Origin of the sequence: Peptoniphilus vaginalis (assembly GCF_900176605.1) — a bacterium.
GTDB classification, from domain to species: Bacteria; Bacillota; Clostridia; order Tissierellales; family Peptoniphilaceae; genus Peptoniphilus_A; species Peptoniphilus_A vaginalis.
Genome location: NZ_FXLP01000005.1, coordinates 669,102 through 693,792, shown reverse-complemented (window position 1 = coordinate 693,792; position 24,691 = coordinate 669,102). Strand labels below are relative to the sequence as shown.

Genomic DNA, 24,691 nt, shown 5'->3' with positions numbered 1-24,691 from the left:
TATGATAAAATATAACATAAATAGAGTATTAAGCTTGGATAAAAATAAGTGGTATTACTTTAATGTGGCTAAAAATAAAGAAAGCATTGGCAAAATTTTAAAGATTTGTTATAATATTTTCATAAATAGCAATAATCCATAAGTATGCAATAAACTATATTGAAGTAAAGACTTATGGACAAAATTTAGGAGGGATAAAAATTTTAATATCCAATAAAATTAGAAAGGAGATAAAAATGGATAAAAAACAAATGAGTCAAAGATGCTTGGCTTTTTTCCTAGCAATAATAATGATAGTAGGAGTAATGCCATTAAATGTTTTCGCAGGGCAAGATGGAGATACGACTTCTAATAATGAAGGTAAAGTTCCTATTCAATATGTAGATGAAATGGGTAACGCTATTAAGGAGAAATACCATATTGTTGGTCAAGAGTATCCAAGTGAGGCTAAAGGTAAGGTTGGCGACGATGTTGATGCAAACTTGATTCCTCAGCCTAAATTTATCGGATATGTAAGAAAAGGAAATATCGTTGTAGCTGATAGAAAGTATGTGGAAAATGGTGGACGCCCAGTGGAAGTACCTTACGAAAAACTTCTTGACATTATCCCAGCTAAGGATGATTATGGTAATGACAATCCAAAGGCAACTGAGGATGTTAAGGCGACTTACAAGTCTGTTACTATTAAGGTTGACGGTGCAAAGGGTCTATTCAGAAAAGGTGACACTGCTAAAACAGAGACTTCATTTGTTTACTATGTAAATCCTGTTGGAGGGAAGACTTTACAAGATGTATTAATTGCATCAGATTTGACTGCTGAGTCTAAGGATGAAAATGCTAATAAGATTGATGCTAATAAAGAGTGGAAATTCACACCAAATAAGACAAAGACAGACACACCAGCAGATGTTGCGTTAGGAACAGCAGTTACAGAGGAAAACTTTAAAAATGAAAATGTTGTAATGGAAGTTAACTTCAAACAAACTATGGCTGACCAACTTAAAGATAAGTTAGAGGCAGTTGATATTAGGGTTTGGGTTGGCGATCAAATTACTTGGAAAGACGGTGTTAAGCTTAAAGAAGCAAACACAGAACTTCAAAATCTTTTAGATGAAATCGCTACAACATTTACTGACCTTGGAAAAAATGACACAGATCTTAAAGAAAAAAGAAATTCTTCAAGGCAAAATCTTCCTAATGGAGCTACAGGCAGTATTGAAGTAAAATTTGGCGACAAGTCAAGAATAACTGTCCCTAATCAAACTTTGTATGTAGCAAATGAGAAGAATGTTGTTAAAGCTGGCGAATCAAATCAAATCAATCCAGAAAATTTACCTGATGGTAAGTTTGCAGTTGAATTTAAGCTAGGCGAAGGTGTTAAGATTGGAGATAAAGAAGGTAATACTACTCCAGTTCTTTATGAAACATACTATGTAAAACCAGGAACAAGTTTAGATTCTAATGAAATTCCTGCAACTACTCTTCAAAATGGTTACAAGGATAACAAATGGTACAATGGAACAAATGACCTTGAACAAGCTGATTATACTAATATAGAATCAAATAAAGAATTTGTAGCAAAGGCTACCAAAAAGGATCAAAAAACTGTTGAGTACTCTTTTAAGTTCTATAATAGCAATAAGCCAACAGCTGAAATTCCAAAATCTGTTCTTACAGGTAAATTTGAACCTACTGTTCCATCATCAGAAACCAAATATGAAGACGATGATATTACATTACCTACAATTACACCAGCAGAACATTCAGTTAATTTTGGAGATATGACAGGAATTTGGAAGTTTGATGGTTGGTATAAAGATGGAAATAAGGTAACAAATATCCCGAAAGTTTCTGCATATGACAATGAAAACAAATTTGTTGGTAAGTGGGTACTAACTGAAACTGAAAGAAGAGCAGTTACACGTAAATTTGATATTGATCAAGATGTTATTGGTCAAGGGAAACCTGTTCCACAAATGCATCGTTTACCTGAGGGTGTAAAAAAACAAAACCATCTAGTTGAAACTCAAAATTATATAGGATCTACACAAAAACCAGGTCAAAATAATTTTACTAAAGTCTTTGAAGAGATTGGTGGAAAGAAAGGTAATTGGGAATTTGTTAAATGGAATCCATCAGAATTAATTGTAAGTGAAACTGAAGCAAACAACGTGTTTACTGGTACTTGGACTTGGAAAGAAAATGACAAATTTACAGTTAAGTATGAATTCAAAACTAATCCAGCTAACAAAGGACTTCCACAAGATCTTAAGGCTTTAAAACCTGCTGATGGTACTGGGGAAGTTTACGAAACTGATGTAAAGAAACCACAAGATTTAAATCTAAGTGCAGAAGCTGTACAAAAAGCTCTTGTTGAAAAAGATCCTAGTGGAAAGGAAATAGGTACTTGGACAGCAAGTGGATGGTCTGAACCAGTTAAAGATACAGAAAATAAAACTTTAACTTACACTGTAACTTGGACTTTTACAAAGAAGGAGGAACCAGCACCTCAACCAAAGCCAGAACCTCAACCTAAGCCTGAAGTTAAACCGGTTCCAGAAATAAAGATTCCTGAAATCAAGATTAGGGACCACCACACTAGAACTTCTCCAGTTTATGTTAGTGTAGCTAAGCCTAGTATAGCTAAGGAAAAGAAATCTGATACAGTTAGGTATATCTTCCACATAGACAAGTTAATTTTTGAGGAAGTAAGAAATAATGAGACAATAACTCACAAAATGGATGTAAAACCTGTTATTAGGAATGGAAGAACTATGATTCCATTAAGATTTGTGGCGGAAGCTATCGGTGTCGATGTTAAATGGGACAATAAAACAAGAACTGCTATATTTACTAATAATGGTTTAACTGCCAAAATCCAAATTGATGGTGATGAAATTGTTCTTTCAAATGGAAAGACTATAAAGATGGACTCTAAACCTCTTAACATTAATGGCAGAATCTTAGTTTCTGTGGTTAACGTAGCTAATGTTTTCGGACTTACTAATGGCAATACTCAAGATGGAGTAGATCATGATATCGAATGGAATAATGAAAAACCAGGCACAGTTGTGATTAGAAGATAATTCTTATAAGTTGTTAGATGTTATAAGATAAAGAAAGGCCGAGCAATCGGTCTTTTCTTTTATGTATTTTAAATAGACTCTATGTCAAATATTTAGGAGGCTCGTTAATTCGTGCCTCTTTCTTTGTAATCATAACAAGTAGTTAAGTGGTGATTTAATTACAAAAAATGCTTTTACTATTACAAAAATCATTAAAGTAGTTTATAATAAACAAAAGCAATTGTTAAGAAATGTCAAACTTCTTAATAATAAAAATCAAACTTTTTTAAAATATTTGTTGTATTTGCAATTAGAAAGTGCAATAATTATGTATCTCAGAATGTATATCAATCTTAAGTAGGATTAATTTATACATAAAACTTAGTGGCTTTTATTTTGAAAGGGGAAAGTGGCTATGCTAATTCACATGGGATTAGATGTTGGTTCAACTACTGTAAAACTTGTAATACTCGATGAAAAATTAAATATTTTATATAAAACTTATAGAAGGCATTTTTCTGATGTAAGAAAAACTGTGAAGGATGTTATTAATGAAGTCTATCCACAGTTTAAGTATGATACAGTAACTGTTAATGTAACAGGATCAGGAGGACTTTCTGTTCACGAATTTTTGGGGATTGATTTTGTCCAAGAAGTTGTGGCAGGTAGGGAAGCAATTTCTTGCTTTATTCCAAAGACTGATGTGGCAATTGAACTTGGTGGGGAAGATTCAAAAATTACTTACCTAAGGGGATCTGTTGAACAAAGGATGAACTCCATTTGTGCTGGTGGTACAGGTGCCTTCATAGACCAAATGGCTTCACTTCTTCAAACTGATGCCTCAGGTTTAAATGAAATGGCAAGGGACTATGAAAAGTTATATCCTATTGCGTCAAGATGTGGAGTTTTTGCCAAGACTGACGTTCAAGCTCTAATCAACCAAGGGGCAAGCAAGGCTGACATAGCTATTTCAGTTTTCCAATCTGTTGTAAACCAAACAATTTCTAACTTAGCTTGTGGTAGACCGATAAGGGGTAATGTTGCCTTCTTGGGTGGACCACTCCACTTCCTTCCTATGTTAAAGGAAAGATTTGTAGAAACTTTGGACTTAAAGGAAGATGAAATTATCGCTCCAGAAAATTCACAAATTTTTGTTGCTTTGGGTGCTGCCCTTTCAAGTTTTGATTCCAAAGCCATGTCTTTTGTGGAACTTTACAACAAGGTGAACACAAGTGCAGAAATTCTTGTAAAGGAAAGTGACGTCATGCCAGCCCTCTTTACAAGTGATGAAGAAGTTAAAGACTTTAGGGAAAGACACAAGACAAAATCTCTTAAAAAAGTTGACCTAAAAACTTATGAGGGACCAATTTATCTTGGAATAGATTCAGGTTCAACAACTTCGAAGCTAGTAGCAATTTCTGACAAAAATGAAATCCTCTACACTTTCTATGGATCCAACAAGGGTAATCCACTTGACATAGCTATAGAAAACTTAAAGGAAATTTATGAAGAAAAAAATGACAAGGCCTACTTTGCTGGTTGCGGCACAACTGGTTATGGGGAAGAATTTTTAAAGGCTGCCCTAAACTTAGACCTTGGAGAAGTTGAAACCATAGCCCACTTCACTGCGGCAAAGTATTTTGATCCTGATGTTGATTTCATTTTAGACATTGGTGGACAAGATATGAAGTCTATGAAGATAAGGGATGGAGTAATTGAGTCCATCCTCTTGAATGAAGCTTGCTCAGCAGGATGTGGTTCCTTCTTGGAAACCTTCGCCCACTCAGTAAATATGACTGCAGAAGAATTTGCCAATGAAGCTACAAGGTCTAGGGAGCCAGTTGACCTTGGATCACGTTGTACAGTTTTTATGAACTCTAATGTTAAACAAGCTCAAAAGGAAGGGGCATCTGTCCCAGATATTTCTGCTGGACTTGCTTACTCAGTAATAAGAAATGCTATCCAAAAGGTTATAAAGGTGAGAGACCCTAAAGACCTAGGCCAACACATTGTTGTTCAAGGTGGCACCTTCTTATCTGATGCAGTGCTTAGAGCCTTTGAAAACTTAACTGGAGTTGAAGTTACAAGACCAGAGATAGCTGGACTTATGGGTGCTCTTGGCATGGCTCTTATTGCAAAGGAAAAATCCACAGGCAAATCAAATATAATTTCCAAGGAAGACTTGGATGCCTTTAAATATAAATCAATCTCAACAAATTGTAGACAATGTACTAACCAATGTGCCCTCTCTGTAAATATATTTCCTAATGGAAAGAGATATATCACAGGAAATAGGTGTGAAAAGGGAGCAGGTCAGGTTAGGAGCAAGGAAGATCAACTTCCAAATATGTTCGTCTACAAGTACAAGAGAGTCTTTGACTACAAGTCTCTTCCAGAAGAAGAAGCTCCTAGGGGCATTGTCGGAATCCCTAGAGTTTTAAACATCTATGAAAATTATCCCTTCTGGCATAGCTTCTTCACAGAGCTTGGCTATTCAGTAGTCTTATCTTCTAAGTCATCAAGAGAGATTTACGAAAAGGGAATCGAAACAATAACAAGTGAAACTGCTTGCTATCCTGCAAAAATTTCTCACGGACACATAGAAGATTTAATAGAAAAGGGAATAAAATTTATATTTTATCCAGCAGTCTTTTATGAAGAAAGACAATTTAAAAATGCAGACAACACATTAAACTGTCCTGTAGTTGCAGGATATTCTGAAGTTATAAAAAATAATGTGGATGACATAGTTGATGGCAAAGTCAAATTTATGAATCCTTTTATCTCCTTTGACGATAGGAAAAAATTGGAAAAGAGATTGGCTGAAGTCTTTGACTTTATACCTAAGAATGAAGTTAAGAAAGCAGTAAGAGCTGGATATGAAGAACAAGATAGGTATAGGCTTGATGTCTTAAATGAAGGCAACAGGATCTTAGAAGAAGTAAATTCTAAAAATCAAAGAGCCATTGTCCTTTCAGGTAGACCTTACCACATAGACCCAGAAATAAATCACGGCATACCTGAACTCATTACAAGTCTTGGTCTTGCAGTTATTTCTGAAGATGGTATTGCAAGGAATGTAGAAATTGATTCAAGACTTAGGGTTCTTGACCAATGGAACTACCATTCAAGACTATACAGGGCGGCAAAATTTGTTGGAGAGCACGAAAACTTGGAGCTTGTACAACTTAACTCCTTTGGTTGTGGTATTGACGCAGTAACAACTGACCAAGTCCAAGAGATTTTGGAGTCCTACAATAAAATTTACACAGCCCTAAAGATTGATGAAGTTTCAAATCTTGGTGCAGTAAAAATTAGGATTAGGTCCCTTATAGAAGCAGCTGAAAAGAGAGAATTTGAAAAAATTGATGCAGAGCTTGAAGGTCTACTAGACGATAAACCAGTTATCTTTACAAAGGAAATGAAAAAGGACTACACTATTTTGATGCCACAAATGGCGCCTCTTCACTTTAGCATCTTTGAACCAATCCTAAGACAAGAGGGAATAAACATAGAAGTCCTTCACGACACAGGTCACAAGGTTGTCAATGAAGGTTTGAAATATGTAAACAACGACGCTTGTTACCCATCAATTTTCGTAGTGGGACAATTTATTGATGCTGTAAAGTCTGGTCAATATGACACAAATAGGTTGGCACTCTTAATGAGTCAAACTGGTGGAGCCTGCAGGGCATCAAATTATGTTGGCTTTATTAGAAAGGCTCTTAAGGATGCAGGCTACGGTCACGTTCCTGTAATAGGACTTTCCTTCCAAGGGATAGAAGAACATCCTGGCTTCCAATTTGATAAGAAACAAATGGTTAGGATTGGTCGAAAATTAATTCAAGGCTTGCTTTACGCTGACTTAATAATGAGACTTACTCAAGCTACAAGACCTTATGAAGTCATAAAGGGTTCAACAAATATCTTGCGTGATAGGTGGGTTGACCTTACAAGTTCAGAAAATTTGATTTACGACAAGACGACTTTTAAGAAAAATGTAAATCAAATGGTAAGTGAGTTTGACAGACTTGAAATTACAAAAGATAAAAAACCAAAGGTTGGAATAGTTGGAGAAATTTTAGTTAAGTATCATCCAGCTGCCAATAACCACCTTGCAGACCTACTTGAAAGGGAAGGGGCTGAAGTTGTCATTCCAGACTTGACTGACTTTATGATGTACTCCTTTAAGAACGCAAGGGCAAAGGCTGACGAACTTTCAAAATCAAAATTATCTGCCTTTATTTGCGAAATAGGAATTTCTTACATTGAGTCTTATAGGAAGTTTGTGAGAGAAGCTCTTAAGGGTACGAGATTTACTTCTCCAGAAAAAATTGAAGATATAATCAAGTACGCAGAAAAATATGTTGACCTTGGCAACCAATATGGAGAAGGTTGGCTCTTAACTGGTGAAATGGTTGAGTTAATCGAGTCAGGTGTTGAAAATATTATTTGCGTTCAACCCTTTGGATGTCTTCCAAACCACATCACAGGTAAGGGTGTCATAAAGGCCATAAGGTCTTCCTATGAAAAGGCAAATATAATTCCAATTGACTACGACGCATCAGCTTCTGAAGTAAATCAATTTAACAGGATCAAGCTTATGCTTTCACAAGCCAAGAAAAATATGGAAGAAGGCGAAGACAAATACAACAGAGGCTACCTAAAGAAAAAGGCAAGTTTGAAAAATTAAAAAGTTTGAAATAGACAAAACCCCTCATTCATTTGAGGGGTTTTTCATATGCCGAAATTTAATTGTTAAAAATTATAAATTAAAGATTTTTAATAATATTTTTGAAAGTCTTGTCTTGTAACAAGTTAGTAGTTGAATTTTGTTTTTCCTTTTGGTCCTTGTAAACTTCTATGTCTTTTTGTACCTTGTAGTCCTCTCCCTTAAGAGCAGCCTTAAAGGAATCTGTAGCTTCTTGTAGTTTAACTTGGAAGTCATTTAATTCCATTATAAAAGCTTTTGCAGCTTTCTCGTCCTTGGATAGGATAGAATTTTTTAGACCTGGAAGAATTTCTAGGGCCTTTTCACTTGCCTTTAAAGTGTATTGGTGAGAAGCTTTAAATTTTTCTGGCACATCAAGGACCTTAAGCTTATCTAGTGTTGCCCTGATTTCTCTATCTGCTCTTTCGTAAGCATTAGTTAAGTCAGCATCACTTAGCTTTGCAGCATTTTCAAAGAAGGATGACTTTAAATCCTTCATAGACTTACTCAAATCTCCTTGAAGAGAAGTAAGCTCTTTTACATACTTATCTTCTTCTGTTGTAAGGTCAATAATAGAAGATGCTTGTCCCTTATTGTCATTAATAATAACCTTGAAGTTTTTGTTGTCCCACTTAACTTCAGCCTTTAGATTTTCAGCAACAAATCTTAGGGGAACGAAAGTACGATCCTTCTTAATTGATGCAGGAGCATCAAGCTTTAATTCCTTGCCATTAACCTTAGCCTTAGTGGAATCAATCTTAAGACTTATTTCTGTGTCCTTGCCACTAATGCCAACTTCTCTCTTGTCCTTATCCCAAGTAACCTTGTAGCCAAGAGTTTCTGAAATAAATCTTATGGGAACCATAGTCCTTTCATTTTTGATGTAGGGTGCCACATCGGATTTTATAATTTTTCCATTGTACTCAATAAGAGGACTTCTTCCTGCAAAAACATTTGAAGTCACAAAAATCATGAGAACAAGTGAAAACAATACAGACTTAAATTTTTTCATTTTTATCTTCCTCCTTATTTACTCTTAATTGATGAAGTGTGAGAGTTTGGATCAAATTGCTTTTCAATATAAATTAAGTTTGAGTCCTTGTCTCCTTGCAACTCAATGAAGGCTCCATCTCTATCAGTTGGAGAAACTTCTCCCTTTTCGTCATCCTTGTAAAAAACTAAATATTCTTTGTTAGGACTTAAGTTCTTTGGAATATCTACTTGTATTTGAGAAAGGTCGCCCTTGTAATCCTTTAAGAAGGCTGTTGACATTCCCTCAGCAGTAGATGTTGAAATTCTAATTCTTGAAATATAATCAGAGTTTTTGATGAGTTCGTTAACAGCTTCTTTGTCAAAGTTTGAAGTTGCAACTTGCTCTTCATCAGTTTCTTTGTTAGTAACATCTGATGCAACTTTTGCATCACTAGCTCCAGCCTTAGCTTGATCTTTTTTGCCACAGGCAGCAAGACTAAGACTTAGGAGTAATGACATTGAAATAATAAAAATTTTTTTCATATTCTACCTCCAATTTTAGTTCATTATATCACAAGACAATGGCTTAATTATATAATTTTAAATTAAGAACAAGAATGTTATAATTAAAAGGGTGATTGAATGCCAAAGGATGTCCTATTTATTTTAAACAAACTAAGAGAAAGTGGCTTTGAGGCCTACATAGTTGGTGGGTCTGTGAGAGACAAGCTAATGGGTATTGAGCCACATGATTACGACATAACAACTTCTGCAAGGCCAGAGGAAATTAAAAAAGTCTTTCAAGACTATAAGACTGTCTTAGTTGGAGAAGACTTTGGAACAGTTGGCATTTTATTAAACAATACTCTCTATGAAGTTACAACTTTTAGGATTGACGGAGCTTATATAAACAACAGGAAGCCAGAGAAGGTTACTTTCTCTAAGAATCTCACAGAAGACTTAAAGAGAAGGGACTTTACCCTTAATGCCATGGCAATGGATGGAGATGGAAATCTTTATGACCCCTTTCATGGTCAAGATGATATAAAAAATAAAATCATTAGGGCTGTGGGTGATCCAAATGAAAGGATAAGAGAAGATGCTCTTAGGATGATGAGAGCCATTAGATTCGCTGGAAGGTTTGGATTTTTTATTGAGGAAGAACTTTTTGATGCCCTATCCTTAAATGCAGGACTCTTAAAGAAAATCGCTCCAGAGAGAATTTTTGATGAGTTTTCCAAGATGATCACAGGAGAAAATCCATCTCATTATTTATTATTGATGGAGGAGACTGGGATACTTGATGTGATTTTCCCAGAGCTAAAGAGGACAGTTGGCTTTGTTCAATTTTCTCCCTACCATGACAAGACCCTCTTTGACCATCTTATTTGTGTTATGGATAATGTGAAGCCAGATCTAAGTCTAAGGCTTGCGGCACTTTTCCATGACATTTCAAAGGTTGACACTCTATCAATTGGAGAAGATGGCAGGGGACACTTTTACGGACACGAAGTCCTTGGTGCAGAAAAGGTTGAAGAAATTTTAAAAAGATATAGACTTCCCAACAAAATAATTGAGAAGGTAAAAATTTTAATCTTAGACCATATGAAGGTCCATGCAGAGATGACGGACAAGGCCCTAAGAAGACAAATAAAAAGAGTGGGAAGAGATAAGGTCCTAGACCTTTATGACTTATTAATTGCAGATTGTATGTGCACAAGGGCAGATAGGGACGCTTCCTTTATTATAAATAGAAAAAATAGGGTAAAAGTCTTATTAGACGAAAAAGAAATGAAAACTGAAAAGTTTTTGGAAATTAATGGAAATGATATTAAGTCCTTGGGATTCTCTCAAGGGAAAATTATTGGAAGGATTTTAAGGGACCTTGAAGAAATGGTCTTAGATGATCCAGAAAAAAATAATAAAACTTACTTAATAGATTATATAGATAAAAATTACAGGTGATGAAATGACAAGATTATTTGGAACAGATGGAGTTCGTGGAATTGCTAACAAGAAACTAACTCCAAAGCTTTGCTATGATATTGGAAGGGCAGCAGCCTATGTACTTGCCAAGGGCAAGAAGGGCAAGGTCCTAGTTGGAAGAGACACAAGACTTTCAGGAGACCTAGTTGAGTCTTCTCTTGTGGCAGGTTTTATGAGTATAGGACTTGATGTGGACTTGGCAGGAGTGATACCAACTCCAGGTGTTGCTTACTTAACAAGGACTGGCGACTACCTATGTGGAGTATCTATTTCTGCATCTCACAACCCTTATGAACACAATGGAATTAAATTTTTCTCATCAGAGGGGCTAAAGTTAGATGATGAAGTAGAAGATGAAATAGAAGAAAAAATTCTTTCAACTACAAAAATATACAAGGACGTAACAGGAGAAGAAATTGGAAGGCTAAATAGGTCCCCTGAATTTACTCAAAAATATGTGGACTACTTAAAGAATTTAGTTGATCTTGACTTCTCAGACTTTGAAGTTGCAGTGGATGCAGGCAACGGTGCCCAATCTCACATAGCCGAAGAAGTCCTAAAGTCCTATGGTGCCAAGGTTAAAATTATCAACAATGAACCTAATGGAATGAATATAAACGACTCTTGTGGTTCAACAAATCCTGATCTAATTCAAGAGCTTGTAAAAAAAGAGGGAGCCGACATTGGTATGTCCTTTGATGGAGATGCTGACAGAATTATTGCTGTTGATGAAGAAGGCAATATTGTAGATGGCGACCACATACTTGCCATTGTTGCAACTTACTTAAAGAAGAATGGCAGACTAAAAAACAATGCAGCAGTGGGAACAATAATGTCTAATGTGGGTCTAAAGAAGTATCTTGAAAAAATTGACGTGGACTTTGTTGAGACTAAGGTTGGGGACAGGTACATCCTAGAAAAGATGCTTTCCGATGATTATGTAATTGGAGCAGAACAATCTGGTCACGTAATCTTCCTTGACTACAATACAACGGGAGATGGGCTTGCAACAGGTATCCACCTCTTAGAAATTATGAAGAAGACTGGGGAAAAATTATCTGAATTAAATAAACTAATGAAGAATTATCCACAAGTTCTTAAAAACGCAAGAGTTCGTGATGACTTGAAAAATAAATACCAAGACTTCCCAGAAATTATGGGTGCCATAAGAGAAGTTGAAGAAAACTATAATGGATCTGGTAGGGTTGTAATAAGACCATCAGGTACAGAGGCCCTTGTTCGTGTAATGATTGAGGGAGAAGACCAAGATAAACTTTCAAGTGATGCTGACAAATTAGTAAAGCTTATTGAAGATAAATTGAATTAGGAGCAAGCAATGTACAAGATTATATCAGACACAAGTTGTGACTTAAGAAAAGATGAAGTAAGGGATTTGGGGATAGAGTATGTTCCCTTTAAGATCTCTATTGATGGAAAAGATTACACAGACGATGAAAATCTAAACTTAGATGAATTCTTAGAAGTAATGAAAAAAACTGAAAATCCAATTCACACAGCCTGTCCATCTCCCTATGATTATTTTAAAATAATTGAGGAAAATAAGGACAAGGACATTTATATTTTGACAATTGGATCAAAACTTTCTGGGTCTTACAACTCTGCAAAGGTAGCAGAAGCTGAAGCAAGAGAAAAGTTTGAGGGAATAAATATTCACGTTATAGACTCCAAGGCAGCATCAGCAGGAACTACTAGGATTGCTTTAAAGTTACTTGACCTTGTAAAGGAAAAGGACTTTGATGGAGTTGTAGAGGCAATTGAAAGGGAAACAGACTTAGAGACAACTATGTTTGTCCTAGAATCTATGAAGAACCTAATCAAGAATGGAAGAATAAAAAAGACAACAGGCCTTATTGCCAATGTCCTAAATATTAGACCAATTATGATTTCCGATGATGGAGAAATTGAACTCTATGAAGTCAATCGTGGAATGAAAAAGTCTCTTGATAAAATGGTTAAGGCAATAGAAAGCAAGTGCAAGAGAGAAAAGCCAGACCTTATTACAATTTCTTATGTGGAAGATGAGGACAGGGCAAAAAAGTTAAAGGAAAGAATTGAAGAACTTTATGAGGGTGCCAAGGTCCACCTTAGACATACTAATGGACTATCCTCTGGATATGCTGACATTGGAGGAATCGTCATAGCTTTTTAAACAAAAGCTGGCTTTTTGAGGTGAAGAATGAGAAAAGATAGGGAAAAAAATTTTCAAGACAAGATAAACGACGCCTTTAGACAAGAAGATTTTAAGGAAATTGGAGAAATAATTGGCGAAGGAATAGACACAGCTATTGATGTGACAAAAAGATCTATAAGTAGCTTTGTGAATAAAAATAAGAGAAAATTACCTTATAGTATTCAAAATGATGACAGAATAATAAATCAAAATCCAAAGACTGTAAACAGGGTAAAGACATGGGGATTTGTCGCAAAAGTTTCAATTGTGGGTCATCTTTTTGCTTTGTTTGGTTTTCTCATGGATATGTTTGATACTTATGGATCAATAAGAGAAGATTTGCCAGCCTTAATTTTTTGGGTAATTCCTGCCCTTATTATTTCTTTTTATGCAAACTACAGAATAAAAAAGACTAAGGACCAAATTATTAGATTTAGAAAATACAATCGTGAAATTGGAAACAACACTGTTATACCAACAGCAGACCTTGCAGCAATAACTGCTAAGCCTCTTGATTTTACTATCAATGATCTCCTAAATATGATTGAAAGAGATTATTATAGGCAGGCAAGGATTGTTGAAGAGGGAAAATTGTTTATCTTAGATTCAAAGACCTATAAACTTTATAAGGAAGAAGCCCTAAGAGATCCTCATGAAAAGATGGAGGAACTTGAAAATCAAGAAAATAGTGAGATGGCAGAAGAACTTATCCTAAGGGCAAGGTCCTATGTGACTGAACTTACACAAATTGAAGGAAAGATTTCATCTCCAATGGATGAAAAAATCAGAGAGCTTTTGAAAATAGTTGGAAAGATTTTTGAACTCTTAAAAGAAAATCCAAGCACAGCTGGAGACTTAAACAAGGCTATAAATTATTATCTGCCAACAACTCTTAAGCTTTCCAACTCTTACTTAGAGATGAAGGAGAAGCCAACAGAATCTGTTAAAGGATCTCTAAAGGATATTGAAGACACAATGGACATTGTAATAGATGCCTTTATGAAAATTCTTGACAATATTTACCAAGAAAAAATTATGGATTTATCATCAGACATGAGCGTATTAAAATCCATGCTAAAGCAAGAAGGACTCTTAGATAAGGATGAATTTAAAATTGGGAGGTAAAAAGTGGATAGAGAAATAAAATTATCATTATCAGATGACTTTGATGTAATTCAAGAAGAAGAAAAAAACAGCTTGAAAGAAGTTGAAGCTGATAAGGAAATTAAACTAAGCCCAGAAGAAGAAAAACAAGTAAATGATTTTGCAAAAGAAATCGACATAACAAATTCAAACATTGTCCTTCAATATGGGGTTGGTGCCCAAAGGAAGATTTCAAATTTTTCTGAGAAGACTCTAGAGTCTGTTAAGACTAAGGACCTTGGAGAAGTTGGCGACCTCTTATCTGGCGTTGTAAATGAACTTAAGTCTTTTGACCTTGATGAAGAAGACAATAAGTTACTTGGATTTTTCAAAAAGCAAGCCAACAAGATGACTTCAATTAAGACTAAGTACGACTCAGCAGAAAAAAATGTAAACAACATTATAAAGACTCTTGAGGACCATCAAGTTACTCTTATGAAAGATATTGCTATGTTGGACCAAATGTATGACTTAAATGAGTCCTATTACAAGGAACTCAGCATGTACATACTTGCTGGGAACAAAAAGCTTGAAGAGGCAAAAAATATTGAGCTACCAAAGTTAAAGGAAAGGGCAGAAGAGACTAACCTACCAGTGGATGCACAGCGTGCTAATGATTATGTAAATATGATTTCGAGGTTTGAAAAGAAGCTTCACGACCTAGACCTTACTAGGATGGTTTCAATTCAAATGGCACCACAAATTAGGATGGTCCAATCTTCTAACACAGTTATGGTTGAGAAAATTCAATCTACAATTGTGAACACAATCCCTCTTTGGAAGTCCCAAATGGTTATTGCCCTTGGAGCAAATCATTCAAAGGAAGCAGCCAAGGCAACTAAAGAAGTGACTGATTTGACTAACCAACTCTTGAAGAAAAACGCAGAAACTTTAAAACAAACTACTGTTGTAACTGCAAAATTATCTGAGAGGGGAATAGTTGACATGGAAACAATTAGGTACACAAATGATCAACTTATCTCAGCCTTAAACGAAGTGCGTGAAATTCAAATTGAAGGTCACAAGAGACGTGAAGAAGCTTCACAAGAGCTTAGAAGAATAGAAGAAAATTTGAAATCATCTTTAGTCGAAATTGCAAACAAATAAATTTTAAAGTTAATAGGATGATAAGAGCCGAGAGAAATCTCGGTTTTTTTATTTTAAAATTTTTTGTGAAGGCTCATAAGTTGTTAGGAGTTAACAAAAAATTATTGGGAATGAGATAAAAATTAACGAAGACCTCTTAGGCAAAATAAAAAAGCTCCCAATGTTTTTTAACATAGGGAGCTTATGAGTTAACTAATAACAACTTATCTAAAAGTAATCTTTCCATCGTCAATGGAATCAATAATTGCTAGAGAGAGAAGGTCGTAACCCATATCCCTAATAATCTTGCCACCATCTTGGAAGCCCTTTTCAATGGCAACAGAAACTCCAGAGACTTTAGCACCTGCTTGCTTTGAAACGTCGATTAAACCCTTTAGGGCATTTCCTTCTGCTAGGAAGTCGTCAATAATAAGTAAGTTGTCTTCAGGAGATAAAAATCTCTTGGAAACAGTAATAGTATAATTTTTCTTTGTAGTGTAGGACTCAACCTTTGACTCGTAAACATCATTGCCAATGTTTAAAGTTTTTTGCTTCTTGCAAAAGACCACCATGGCATCGTCAAAGTGTTTTGAAGCAACAGTTGCTAGGGCAATCCCACTTGCTTCAATAGTAAGTATCTTGTTTATTTTTTTGTCCTTGAAATAATTTGCCATCTCTTCAGCAAGCTTGTCCAAGAACTTTATATCAAGTTGGTGGTTTAAAAATGAATCTACCTTAACAATATTTCCATCTAAAATTCTTCCGTCATTTATAATTCTTTCTTCTAATAATTTCATTTTACACCTCTAGAATATTTTAAGGCATAAGAAAGAAGTTATCAAGTTGAGGGCAAGCTTTTATAAAAATAAATTAAAAATCTTAAGATTTTTCATAGACCTTTACTAAGTAGCTAAGATATTGTTGCAATTTTTACTTATATAAAGTTAATATTTTCTACAAAAAATATTAAGACACAGAGGTTAAAAAAATTTTATTATTTAATAAGTTGTAAAATTAAATGCGACACAAATAAAAAATAAAAACTCATACTAACTTCGTGTAAAATGTTAATAACGACAAAAACACACACGGAGGTTAATATGAGCTATAAACATCTTACACTAAACGAAAGAAATAAGATAGAGGTATTAAACAAAGAGGGCTATTCTTCTAGAAGAATAGCGAAAATTTTAGGATGTCATCATTCCACAATAGCTAGAGAGCTTAAAAGATGTGATACTGAATACGAAGCTGGCCTAGCAGAAAGAGATAAAGAATCTAAATCATCATTAAAAGGAAGAAAAACTAAAGTAACTTATGAAATATTAGAAAATATCAAAGAAAAGCTTAATTCTAAATGGTCACCTGAGCAAATTGTAGGTTGCCTTTATAAAGGAATATTAAGCTTTAAAACAATATATAACTGGATTTATTCTGGAGTAATAGATTTTGATATTTCAAGATTAAGAAGAAAAGGTAAGTCTAGAAAAAGCAAAGAAACAAGAGGAAAATTTAACATAGGTACATCTATAAGAAAAAGACCAAAAAACATAAAGTATAGGGTTTCCTTCGGACACTGGGAACTTGATACAGTTGTGTCTTCTAGAGGAAAAAGCAAGGGGTGTTTAGCAACATTTGTTGAAAGAAAAACAAGGTTTTATATAGCATTACCAATGAAAGATAGAAGCAAAGATTCAATGTTTGAAGCAATCAATAAACTTGTTAAATCACTTCCAAAAGAAGCCTTAAAAAGTTTTACATCAGATAGAGGAAAAGAATTTGCTTGCTATGATGAAGTTGAAAAGCTTGGGATAGACTTTTACTTTGCTGACCCATATTCAGCATGGCAAAGAGGAAGTAATGAAAATTCAAATGGTCTATTGAGAGAATATTATCCTAAAAAGACAGATTTAGCAGAGATATCTGAAGAAGATCTTATTAAAAATTTAATGGAGCTTAACAGCAGACCTAGGAAATGTCTAAATTATCAAACTCCATTTGAATTATTTTTACATGAACTTAGTTTAATTTAGGTGTCGCAATATTATTTGCAATTCATCATTTAAGAAGAGAAAATTTTTCTAATATATGTCATTATAAATTATTTGTGATATCATAAAACAAGGTGATAAAATGATTTTGGAAGCATTGATTATTGCCCTAGTAAGTATGGTTTTTATTAGGGACAAGGACTTTAATAATTTAATAAATTTTAAATTCAAAAGAGTTTATCTTGCCATTTATGGAATAGTTTTAATGATTTTAATAAACTTTATAACGGGAAGGGATTTTGGAAGTCTTACTGAATTCTATGTAAAAAACTTTAAAGTCTTTCACATCCTATTTCTCTTGCTCATTAGTCTTTCATTTTTTTCGAATTATGAGAACAAGGGACTTTTGATTTGTGGACTTGGAACTTTTTTAAACGCCCTACCAGTGATGGCAAATGGAAAGATGCCCGTATCGGCAAGTGCCCTAATGAAAATAGGCAACGAGAGAATTATAAAAATTATTTATATGGGCGGGAGCCTAAGTCATGGGGTCTTTGATAATCCAAAACTTTATTTTTTGTCAGACTTCATATACTTAAAAAGATTTATTGGGCCCTCTAAGGTCATTAGCCTTGGAGATATTTTAATAGCCCTTGGTTTATATTTTGCACTAATAATTATTGTTAGAAAGAGAGGTGCTTAGGATGGAAAAGTTTAGCAACTTATTAAATGTTATAAATTTAAGAGATGTGGTGGACATACTAATTGTTACCATCCTTATCTATTACGTTTTAAAGCTAATTAGAAACACCAGAGCAGAGCAAGTTTTTAAGGGGATTCTTTTTATCCTCCTCTTTATAAAAATTTCACAATTTTTCCAACTTTACACAGTTAACTGGATCTTCACTAGGTTTATCAATGACGGTATTGTTGCCATTATTGTCTTGTTTCAACCAGAAATTAGAAGAGGTCTTCAATATCTTGGGCTTACTTCCAATATAAAAAATAGCTTTAGTCAAAATAAGGACAATGTGCCAGAGACTGTAGAAGAAATTACGTCTGCTGTTGCATCTCTTGCTAGGCAAAAGATTGGTGCCCTTATAATTATTGAAAACGAAGTTGGACTTACAGAAGTTATTGAAACGGGAACTGAAATAAATGGAAAGGTTAGCAGCGGACTTCTTATTAATATATTCATCCCTAACACACCCCTACACGATGGAGCTGTTATTATAAAGGGATCAAAAATCAAGGCGGCAGCTTGCTTCTTGCCCCTATCTGATAGCCAAAAGATTTCCAAGGAATTGGGTACAAGGCACAGGGCAGGAATTGGAATTTCCGAAAAGTCTGATTGCGTATCTATTATGGTTTCAGAAGAAAATGGAACTATTTCAACAGCTGAAAATGGAGTTATCTCAAGATACTTGGATATAGAAACTCTTGAAGCAAAACTTCTAGAAATTTACAATCCAGACTACAAAGCGAAAACTATTTTCTCAAAGCGTGGTGAAAAAGATGAAGAAAATTAATTTTAGAAATGACAGAAGTTTGATGCTTAAAGTTATGTCTTTGATTTTTGCCATAATTCTTTGGTCCTATGTAAAGGGTGAGGCAAACTTTATTAGTTCAACAAACTTTAAAAATATAGAAGTCACTTATGACGGACTTAGTCATCTAAAGGAAAGGAACCTAACCATAATATCTCCCAAGGAGTCAACAGTTGATGTCAAGCTCCAAGGTTACAATTCCTACATGAGAAATGTCACAAGAGATGGGATTGTTGCCAAGGTTGATGTAAGCAAGTTAACTGAGGGAGAGCACTCAGTTCCTATAAATGTTTCCTATATTGATCTTGGAATTTCTGTTACTAACACCACACCAAGAAGGATTCCCTTTAAAATTGACAAGGTGTTAGAGGAAAAGACTGAGGCAAATATTGTATTTTTAAATAAGCTAGAAAAGGGTCTAACTCTTGGGGACTTAAATAAACAAGTTAATGTTAAGGTCAAGGGACCTTCTACTTATGTCAACAAGATTAAAAAGATTGATTCTTATATTGATCTTTCAGACATCACACAAACAACAAGCATTGAGGCAGAAATTTTTGCCTATGATGATGCTGGGAAGATAATAAAGGAAGTTGAAGTGACTCCTGCGAGCGTAAAAGTTGACCTTCCAATTTTAAAAAGTAAAACTGTGCCAATTAAATTAAAATTTAATGAAAATACTAGTAAAAATATTGTGACAAGTGACTTTTCAATTGAGCCATCTTCTGTTACAATTAGAGGAAATTCTGATGTAATTGATTCTATTAACTTCATAGAAACTAGACCAATTAATTTTTATAATTATAAAAATGGAAATGATTTAGTTAAATTGAATTTGCCAGATAAGGTTACATTAGTTGACGAGAATATTGACTTCAGGTTGAAGCCAGTAGGAAAAGAAGATTAATGTCTATTAATAATCAGGAGGTAATATGGAATTTTTTGGAGAAGGACTAACATTTGACGATATTTTACTTGTGCCAGCAAAATCAGAAATTTTGCCTAACGAAGTTGACTTATCTACAAACCTAACGGAAAAGATTAAGCTAAACATTCCTCTTATGTCAGCAGGCATGGACACAGTTACAGAACACAAGATGTCAATTGCCATGGCAAGAGAAGGTGGAATTGGTATCATCCACAAGAATATGTCAATTGAAGCGCAAGCCTTAGAAGTAGACAGGGTAAAAAGATCTGAACACGGAGTTATAACTGATCCCTTTTCACTAACTAAGGATCATTCTATTGCAGATGCTTCTGAACTTATGGAAAGATACAGAATATCTGGAGTGCCAGTAGTTACAGAAAAGGGTGTCTTAGAAGGAATTATTACAAACAGGGACATAAGATTTGAAACTGATCTTTCTAAAAGAATTGGCGAGGTAATGACTTCAGAAAAACTTATTACTGGAGATCCTGACATTAATTTAAACCAAGCTCTAAATATTCTAAAGAAATATAAAATTGAAAAACTTCCTTTAGTTGATAAGGACAATGTATTAAAGGGACTTATCACAATTAAGGACATTGAAAAACACGAACAATATCCAAACTCAGCAAGAGATAAGTCAGGAAGACTTTTAGCTGGAGCAGCTGTTGGAGCAACTAAGGACGTTTTGGACAGAATCGAAGCCCTTGTTAAGGCAAAGGCTGACGTTGTTGTTATTGATACAGCTCACGGTCAATCTAAAAATGTATTAAACACAATAAAGAAAATAAAGGATGCCTTCCCAGACCTACAACTTATTGCAGGTAACGTAGCAACTTATGAGGGTACAGAAGACCTAATTAAGGCTGGCGCCGACTGTGTTAAGATTGGTATTGGACCTGGTTCAATTTGTACAACAAGAGTTGTAACTGGTATTGGGGTTCCACAAATTACTGCTATCATGGAAGCTTATAGGGCTGCCAAAAAGTATGGGGTTCCAATAATTGCCGATGGTGGTATTAAATTCTCTGGTGATGTTGCCAAGGCTCTTGCAGCTGGTGGTAATGTTGTTATGATGGGTTCACTTTTCGCAGGGACTGATGAATCTCCAGGAGAAGAAATCTTCGTTGAAGGTAGAAGATTTAAAGCCTATAGAGGTATGGGTTCTCTTGGCGCCATGAGTGCTGGTTCATCTGATAGGTACTTCCAATCAGGTACAACTAAGTACGTTCCTGAAGGAGTTGAAGGTAGGGTTCCTTACAAGGGACTTGTTGGTGACATAGTATTCCAACTTGTTGGTGGAGTTAAGTCTGCTATGGGTTATCTTGGTGCAAAGGACCTTGAAACTCTTAGGGCAACTGCTAAGTATGTCAAGATCACACAAGCTTCACTTACAGAATCTCACCCACACAATATTACAATTACAAGAGAAGCTCCTAACTATTATTAAGACATTAATAAATCCACTTCAATTGAATTTGGAGTGGATTTTCTTTATAATTACAAGTATAGAGGTGATATTTTGAAAACAAAAGTCTTGCTCGTTGAAGACGAAGAATCAATTAGAAAATTTGTTAAAATAAATCTTGAAAGAGAAGGCTATACAATTTTTGAAGCTGGCAGTGGAGAAGAGGGAATCGAAATTGCTAGACGTGAGCTTCCAGACATTGTAGTCCTTGATATTATGTTGCCAGGCATTGACGGTTTTGAAGTCTGCAAGACCTTGAGGGGAGAGTTCCCAAGTCTTGGTATCATTATGCTAACTGCAAAGGCAGAGGACTATGACAAGATTATGGGCCTTCAATATGGGACTGATGATTATTTGACTAAACCCTTTAATCCAACTGAGCTTACCCTTAGGATAAAATCCATTGAGAGAAGGCTTGAGATTGGTGAAGAAAATGAAAGCAACTTAATCACAGATCCACCTTTTAAAATAGATTCTTATTCAAGAAAGTTTTATAAGGACGATGTGGAACTAGAACTAACCCCTACAGAATATCAAATCATAAAAATATTTATGACTAACCCAGGCAAGGCAATGACTAGAAATGAAATTTTAAAACTCGTTTGGGGCGACGACTTCTTAGGTGACTCAAAAATTGTTGATGTAAACATAAGAAGACTTAGGTCAAAGATTGAAACTAATCCAGCAAAACCAGATTACATTGAAACTGTTTGGGGAACTGGCTACAGATGGAAGTAGGTTTATAATTGAAAAATAAAATTGGGAAAAGACTTGTAAAAAGTTTTTTAATAATAATTTTAATTACAATTTCAATTATAGATATATTCTTGCTTTTTGCTTTTAGTTCCTACTTTTATAACAACATCTCCAAGGAATTAATTCAGAGGATGGAGGTCTCACTTGAAATATATAGGAGGGACTATTCCGACAAGTCCATTGAAGATTTGATTTACGAAGACAGTGACATCTTCTTGTCTAACACCAATGCAGAGGTTCAAATTCTTGACAAGGACAAGACCCTATTATCAGATTCCATTGGTAGGTTGGCATCAAAGCCCATAGAAACTTCAGATGTCTTGGCAGCTGAAAGGGGAGAGATAAAAACTTGGAGGGGTGAAGAGTCACAAACTGGTGAATCAATAATGTCAGTTGCAGGCCCCATAAAAAACAATGAGGGAGAGACAATTGGCTACCTAAGGTTTATATCTTCTATGGAAGAAGTCAAGGCTGCAATTTTTAAAACTATTATAAGTTTACTTATCTTTACATTATTTGTTGCCCTAGTGACAACTATGGTTTCACTCTTGATTTCTAAGTCTATTGTAAGGCCAATACTTGAACTTACAGAAGTTGCCAAGACTATGTTAAAGGGCAATTATGAAGAGAAGGCCAAGGTCTTTGAAGATGATGAAATTGGTGAGCTTGCAAAAACCCTTAATGCCATGAGTGATGAAATTATAAATAAGGATAGGATCAAAAATGATTTTATCTCTTCTATTTCTCACGAGCTTAGGACTCCTCTTACATCCATAAAGGGTTGGGCAGTTGTCCTAAAAGACGCAAAGGAAGATGAAAAGGACCTAGTGGAAGATGGCTTAAACATAATAGAAAATGAAGCCGACAGACTTGCAAAGATGGTAGAAGAACTTTTAGACTTCTCAAGATATATATCTGGAAGGATAACTCTCAATAAGGAAATAATTGATATTTCTCAAACTTGCCTTGATGTATCTAAGCAAATGAGGCCTCGTGCCAAGTCCAACAACATTGAACTAATAACTGACCTTCCAAAGGAGTCAATCCTTATTAACGCAGATGAAAATAGGATTAAGCAGCTGCTAATAAATCTTTTGGACAATGCCATTAAGTTTACATCAGACAAGGGCTGGGTTAAGTTCCAAATGCTCAAGGAAGATGATAAAGTTCAAATAATGATTTCGGATAATGGTATGGGGATGACTAAGGAAGAACTTGCCCACGTAAAGGAAAAGTTCTATAAAGGCAAGCACTCCAAGAGCCACAGTGGGATTGGTCTATCCATAAGTGATGAAATAACTAAGCTTCATCAAGGAAACCTTGAAATTTTCTCGGAAGAAAATATTGGAACTACAGTCAAGGTTAGTTTGCCTCTCGATATTGATAAAGAAGTAGGTGAAAACAATGATTAAAAAAATAATTTTTTACCTTTCACTATTTTTCCTTGTCCTACTAAGTGGTTGTTCCTTCTTGGCTAATCAGGGGACAAATGTTAAGAGACCAGAGATGGGTCAAGCTCCTATCTATGGCAAGTGGACCATAACTAAATTTATTTCCAACAAGAAGGGCAACCAAGACAACTTTAGGTTCAAGGATATAATAGGAGAGGACCTTTACTTTAGTAACAATTCAGTCCTTCTAGCTAATGACTACATCAAGGATGCTTCCTACAAGACCAAGTACGTTAAACTTTCTGACTACTTGTATGAAAAGTTCAACCTTGATTATAAGAACTTAGGAGTGGAAGACTCTGATGTATTTACAACTTATGTATTTGATTCAAATTCCAACTCTTCCTTATATTATGAAGTCATAAAGACAAGTGAGAACACAGCTCTCTTGTTTGACAACGGCATTACACTTGAGATAAAGCTTGTAGACGACAAGATTGACAATGAGGACTTAAACTCTACTATCTTAGCAAGGAAGGATGAGGTCTTGGCAAAAAGCAACTTATTTGATCTAAATGGCGACAAGGGATTTTTAATTGGATTTAAGACAAAGGTGGACTCAGATATTCCATCATGGAACTACAAGACCCTTTATCTAAAATTTTCTGATTTGAAATTGGAAAATGTCTACGAGATGAACAACATAATCTTGCCAAGAGATGACAGGTTCTTTGAAGTAAGTGTTCAAAGAGAGTCAAAGGCTGAGGAAACTACAGATAGGTTAATCGCAAAGGAATATAAGACTTCAAACCTTCTCAATAAGGATCCAGAGATTCCAAAAATTGAAACTGAAGAGTTAAGGGATGATAATTCACTAAAGACCATCAACTTTATTACCAACAATTATATTAATGTTGAGAGTTTAGATAGAAATGCTAATGAGAAATGTCTTAGGATTTATAATCTCGATAACTTAGAAGATAAAAAGGCCCTAAGTTTTAAGGACTTTATTTCTGAGGATGCCCTAGAGAGTGAAGGCAAAAACATTGAAGCCCTAAATAAAGATCCATACAACATAGGAATCTATAGGGACAATGGTTTTTGGAAATTAAAGGGAAGAGTTAATTCAGAAAATGGAAATTTTTCTGATTTTGATTTAAACCTAGTTCTTCCTTACGAGGTTAACAAGTATAACAAAATTAATATTCCAATGGCACAGATTAAAAATTTCAAGTCATCAATCAAGGATGGATTTGTATCTCCTGACAATAATTTTTTAATAACATTGGAAAATAATTATTTAAAAATATATAATATAAGTGAAGGGAAAATTCTTCCTAACCCTATCTTTGAAAGGGAAATTGGAGAAGAAGCTTCCACTATTATGACTGAGTGGGCTACAGGCCGCTACGCAAATATTTGGCAAGATGAACTTTCATCTAATAAATGAGGTGTA

Annotated in this window: 18 protein-coding genes; 15 read left to right on the top strand and 3 right to left on the bottom strand. The window is 34.8% G+C overall.

The window, feature by feature from the left end; genetic code table 11:
• The first annotated feature begins 236 nt into the window (after positions 1-236).
• Positions 237-3,086 carry a stalk domain-containing protein gene (locus tag CAN42_RS09025; protein ID WP_085876262.1) on the top strand — a complete coding sequence of 950 codons (2,850 nt, stop codon included), beginning with the start codon at positions 237-239 and terminating at the stop codon, positions 3,084-3,086.
• A 394-nt stretch (positions 3,087-3,480) separates the two neighbouring features.
• Positions 3,481-7,758: a 2-hydroxyacyl-CoA dehydratase gene (locus tag CAN42_RS08130; RefSeq protein WP_085876261.1), complete on the top strand. Its 4,278-nt coding sequence runs from the start codon at positions 3,481-3,483 to the stop codon at positions 7,756-7,758.
• 79 nt (positions 7,759-7,837) lie between these two features.
• On the opposite strand, the gene CAN42_RS08125 is transcribed toward CAN42_RS08130, so the two are convergent.
• Complete coding sequence (locus CAN42_RS08125) at positions 7,838-8,788, bottom strand: copper amine oxidase N-terminal domain-containing protein (protein ID WP_085876260.1); 951 nt, start codon at positions 8,786-8,788, stop codon at positions 7,838-7,840.
• Positions 8,789-8,802: 14 nt separating this feature from the next.
• Positions 8,803-9,291, bottom strand: coding sequence for a hypothetical protein (locus tag CAN42_RS08120; RefSeq protein ID WP_062572234.1), 489 nt, complete (start codon positions 9,289-9,291; stop codon positions 8,803-8,805).
• A 99-nt stretch (positions 9,292-9,390) separates the two neighbouring features.
• Here CAN42_RS08120 and CAN42_RS08115 point away from each other — a divergent pair, with 99 nt between their 5' ends.
• The 5 genes from CAN42_RS08115 to CAN42_RS08095 are packed head-to-tail and all read left to right on the top strand — an operon-like array spanning position 9,391 to position 15,175.
• The gene (locus CAN42_RS08115) at positions 9,391-10,713 is read left to right on the top strand and encodes a CCA tRNA nucleotidyltransferase (protein ID WP_085876259.1); all 1,323 of its coding nucleotides are present in this window, start codon (positions 9,391-9,393) and stop codon (positions 10,711-10,713) included.
• 4 nt (positions 10,714-10,717) lie between these two features.
• A complete protein-coding gene (gene glmM, locus CAN42_RS08110; RefSeq protein ID WP_085876258.1) occupies positions 10,718-12,061 on the top strand; it encodes a phosphoglucosamine mutase in 1,344 nt (447 codons plus the stop codon).
• A 9-nt stretch (positions 12,062-12,070) separates the two neighbouring features.
• Positions 12,071-12,904: a DegV family protein gene (locus CAN42_RS08105; protein ID WP_085876257.1), complete on the top strand. Its 834-nt coding sequence runs from the start codon at positions 12,071-12,073 to the stop codon at positions 12,902-12,904.
• 27 nt (positions 12,905-12,931) lie between these two features.
• Positions 12,932-14,050 carry a 5-bromo-4-chloroindolyl phosphate hydrolysis family protein gene (locus tag CAN42_RS08100; protein ID WP_062572238.1) on the top strand — a complete coding sequence of 373 codons (1,119 nt, stop codon included), beginning with the start codon at positions 12,932-12,934 and terminating at the stop codon, positions 14,048-14,050.
• A 3-nt stretch (positions 14,051-14,053) separates the two neighbouring features.
• Complete coding sequence (locus CAN42_RS08095; protein ID WP_085876256.1) at positions 14,054-15,175, top strand: toxic anion resistance protein; 1,122 nt, start codon at positions 14,054-14,056, stop codon at positions 15,173-15,175.
• A gap of 203 nt (positions 15,176-15,378) precedes the next feature.
• Here CAN42_RS08095 and CAN42_RS08090 read toward each other — a convergent pair whose 3' ends face one another.
• Positions 15,379-15,951, bottom strand: a complete 573-nt coding sequence (locus tag CAN42_RS08090) for a xanthine phosphoribosyltransferase (protein WP_085876255.1) — start codon at positions 15,949-15,951, stop codon at positions 15,379-15,381.
• 303 nt (positions 15,952-16,254) lie between these two features.
• Between CAN42_RS08090 and CAN42_RS08085 the strand changes: the two genes are divergently transcribed.
• From CAN42_RS08085 to CAN42_RS08050, 8 genes are all read left to right on the top strand, one after another.
• Positions 16,255-17,187 (top strand): IS30 family transposase, encoded by a 933-nt coding sequence (locus CAN42_RS08085; RefSeq protein ID WP_085875111.1) that lies wholly within the window; start codon positions 16,255-16,257, stop codon positions 17,185-17,187.
• A gap of 100 nt (positions 17,188-17,287) precedes the next feature.
• Complete coding sequence (locus CAN42_RS08080; RefSeq protein ID WP_085876254.1) at positions 17,288-17,848, top strand: DUF5317 domain-containing protein; 561 nt, start codon at positions 17,288-17,290, stop codon at positions 17,846-17,848.
• A gap of 1 nt (position 17,849) precedes the next feature.
• Positions 17,850-18,674, top strand: a complete 825-nt coding sequence (gene cdaA / locus CAN42_RS08075; RefSeq protein ID WP_085876253.1) for a diadenylate cyclase CdaA — start codon at positions 17,850-17,852, stop codon at positions 18,672-18,674.
• Positions 18,661-19,599 (top strand): CdaR family protein, encoded by a 939-nt coding sequence (locus CAN42_RS08070; RefSeq protein WP_085876252.1) that lies wholly within the window; start codon positions 18,661-18,663, stop codon positions 19,597-19,599. The genes cdaA and CAN42_RS08070 overlap by 14 nt, the downstream gene beginning before the upstream one ends.
• Before the next feature lie 25 nt (positions 19,600-19,624).
• Entirely contained in the window at positions 19,625-21,070 is a 1,446-nt protein-coding gene (gene guaB, locus CAN42_RS08065) for an IMP dehydrogenase (RefSeq protein WP_085876251.1), read from the top strand.
• Positions 21,071-21,142: 72 nt separating this feature from the next.
• Positions 21,143-21,826, top strand: coding sequence for a response regulator transcription factor (locus CAN42_RS08060; RefSeq protein WP_005955634.1), 684 nt, complete (start codon positions 21,143-21,145; stop codon positions 21,824-21,826).
• 8 nt (positions 21,827-21,834) lie between these two features.
• Entirely contained in the window at positions 21,835-23,256 is a 1,422-nt protein-coding gene (locus CAN42_RS08055) for a sensor histidine kinase (protein ID WP_085876250.1), read from the top strand.
• Positions 23,249-24,685 carry a hypothetical protein gene (locus CAN42_RS08050; protein ID WP_085876249.1) on the top strand — a complete coding sequence of 479 codons (1,437 nt, stop codon included), beginning with the start codon at positions 23,249-23,251 and terminating at the stop codon, positions 24,683-24,685. The genes CAN42_RS08055 and CAN42_RS08050 overlap by 8 nt, the downstream gene beginning before the upstream one ends.
• The last annotated feature ends 6 nt before the right edge of the window (positions 24,686-24,691 follow it).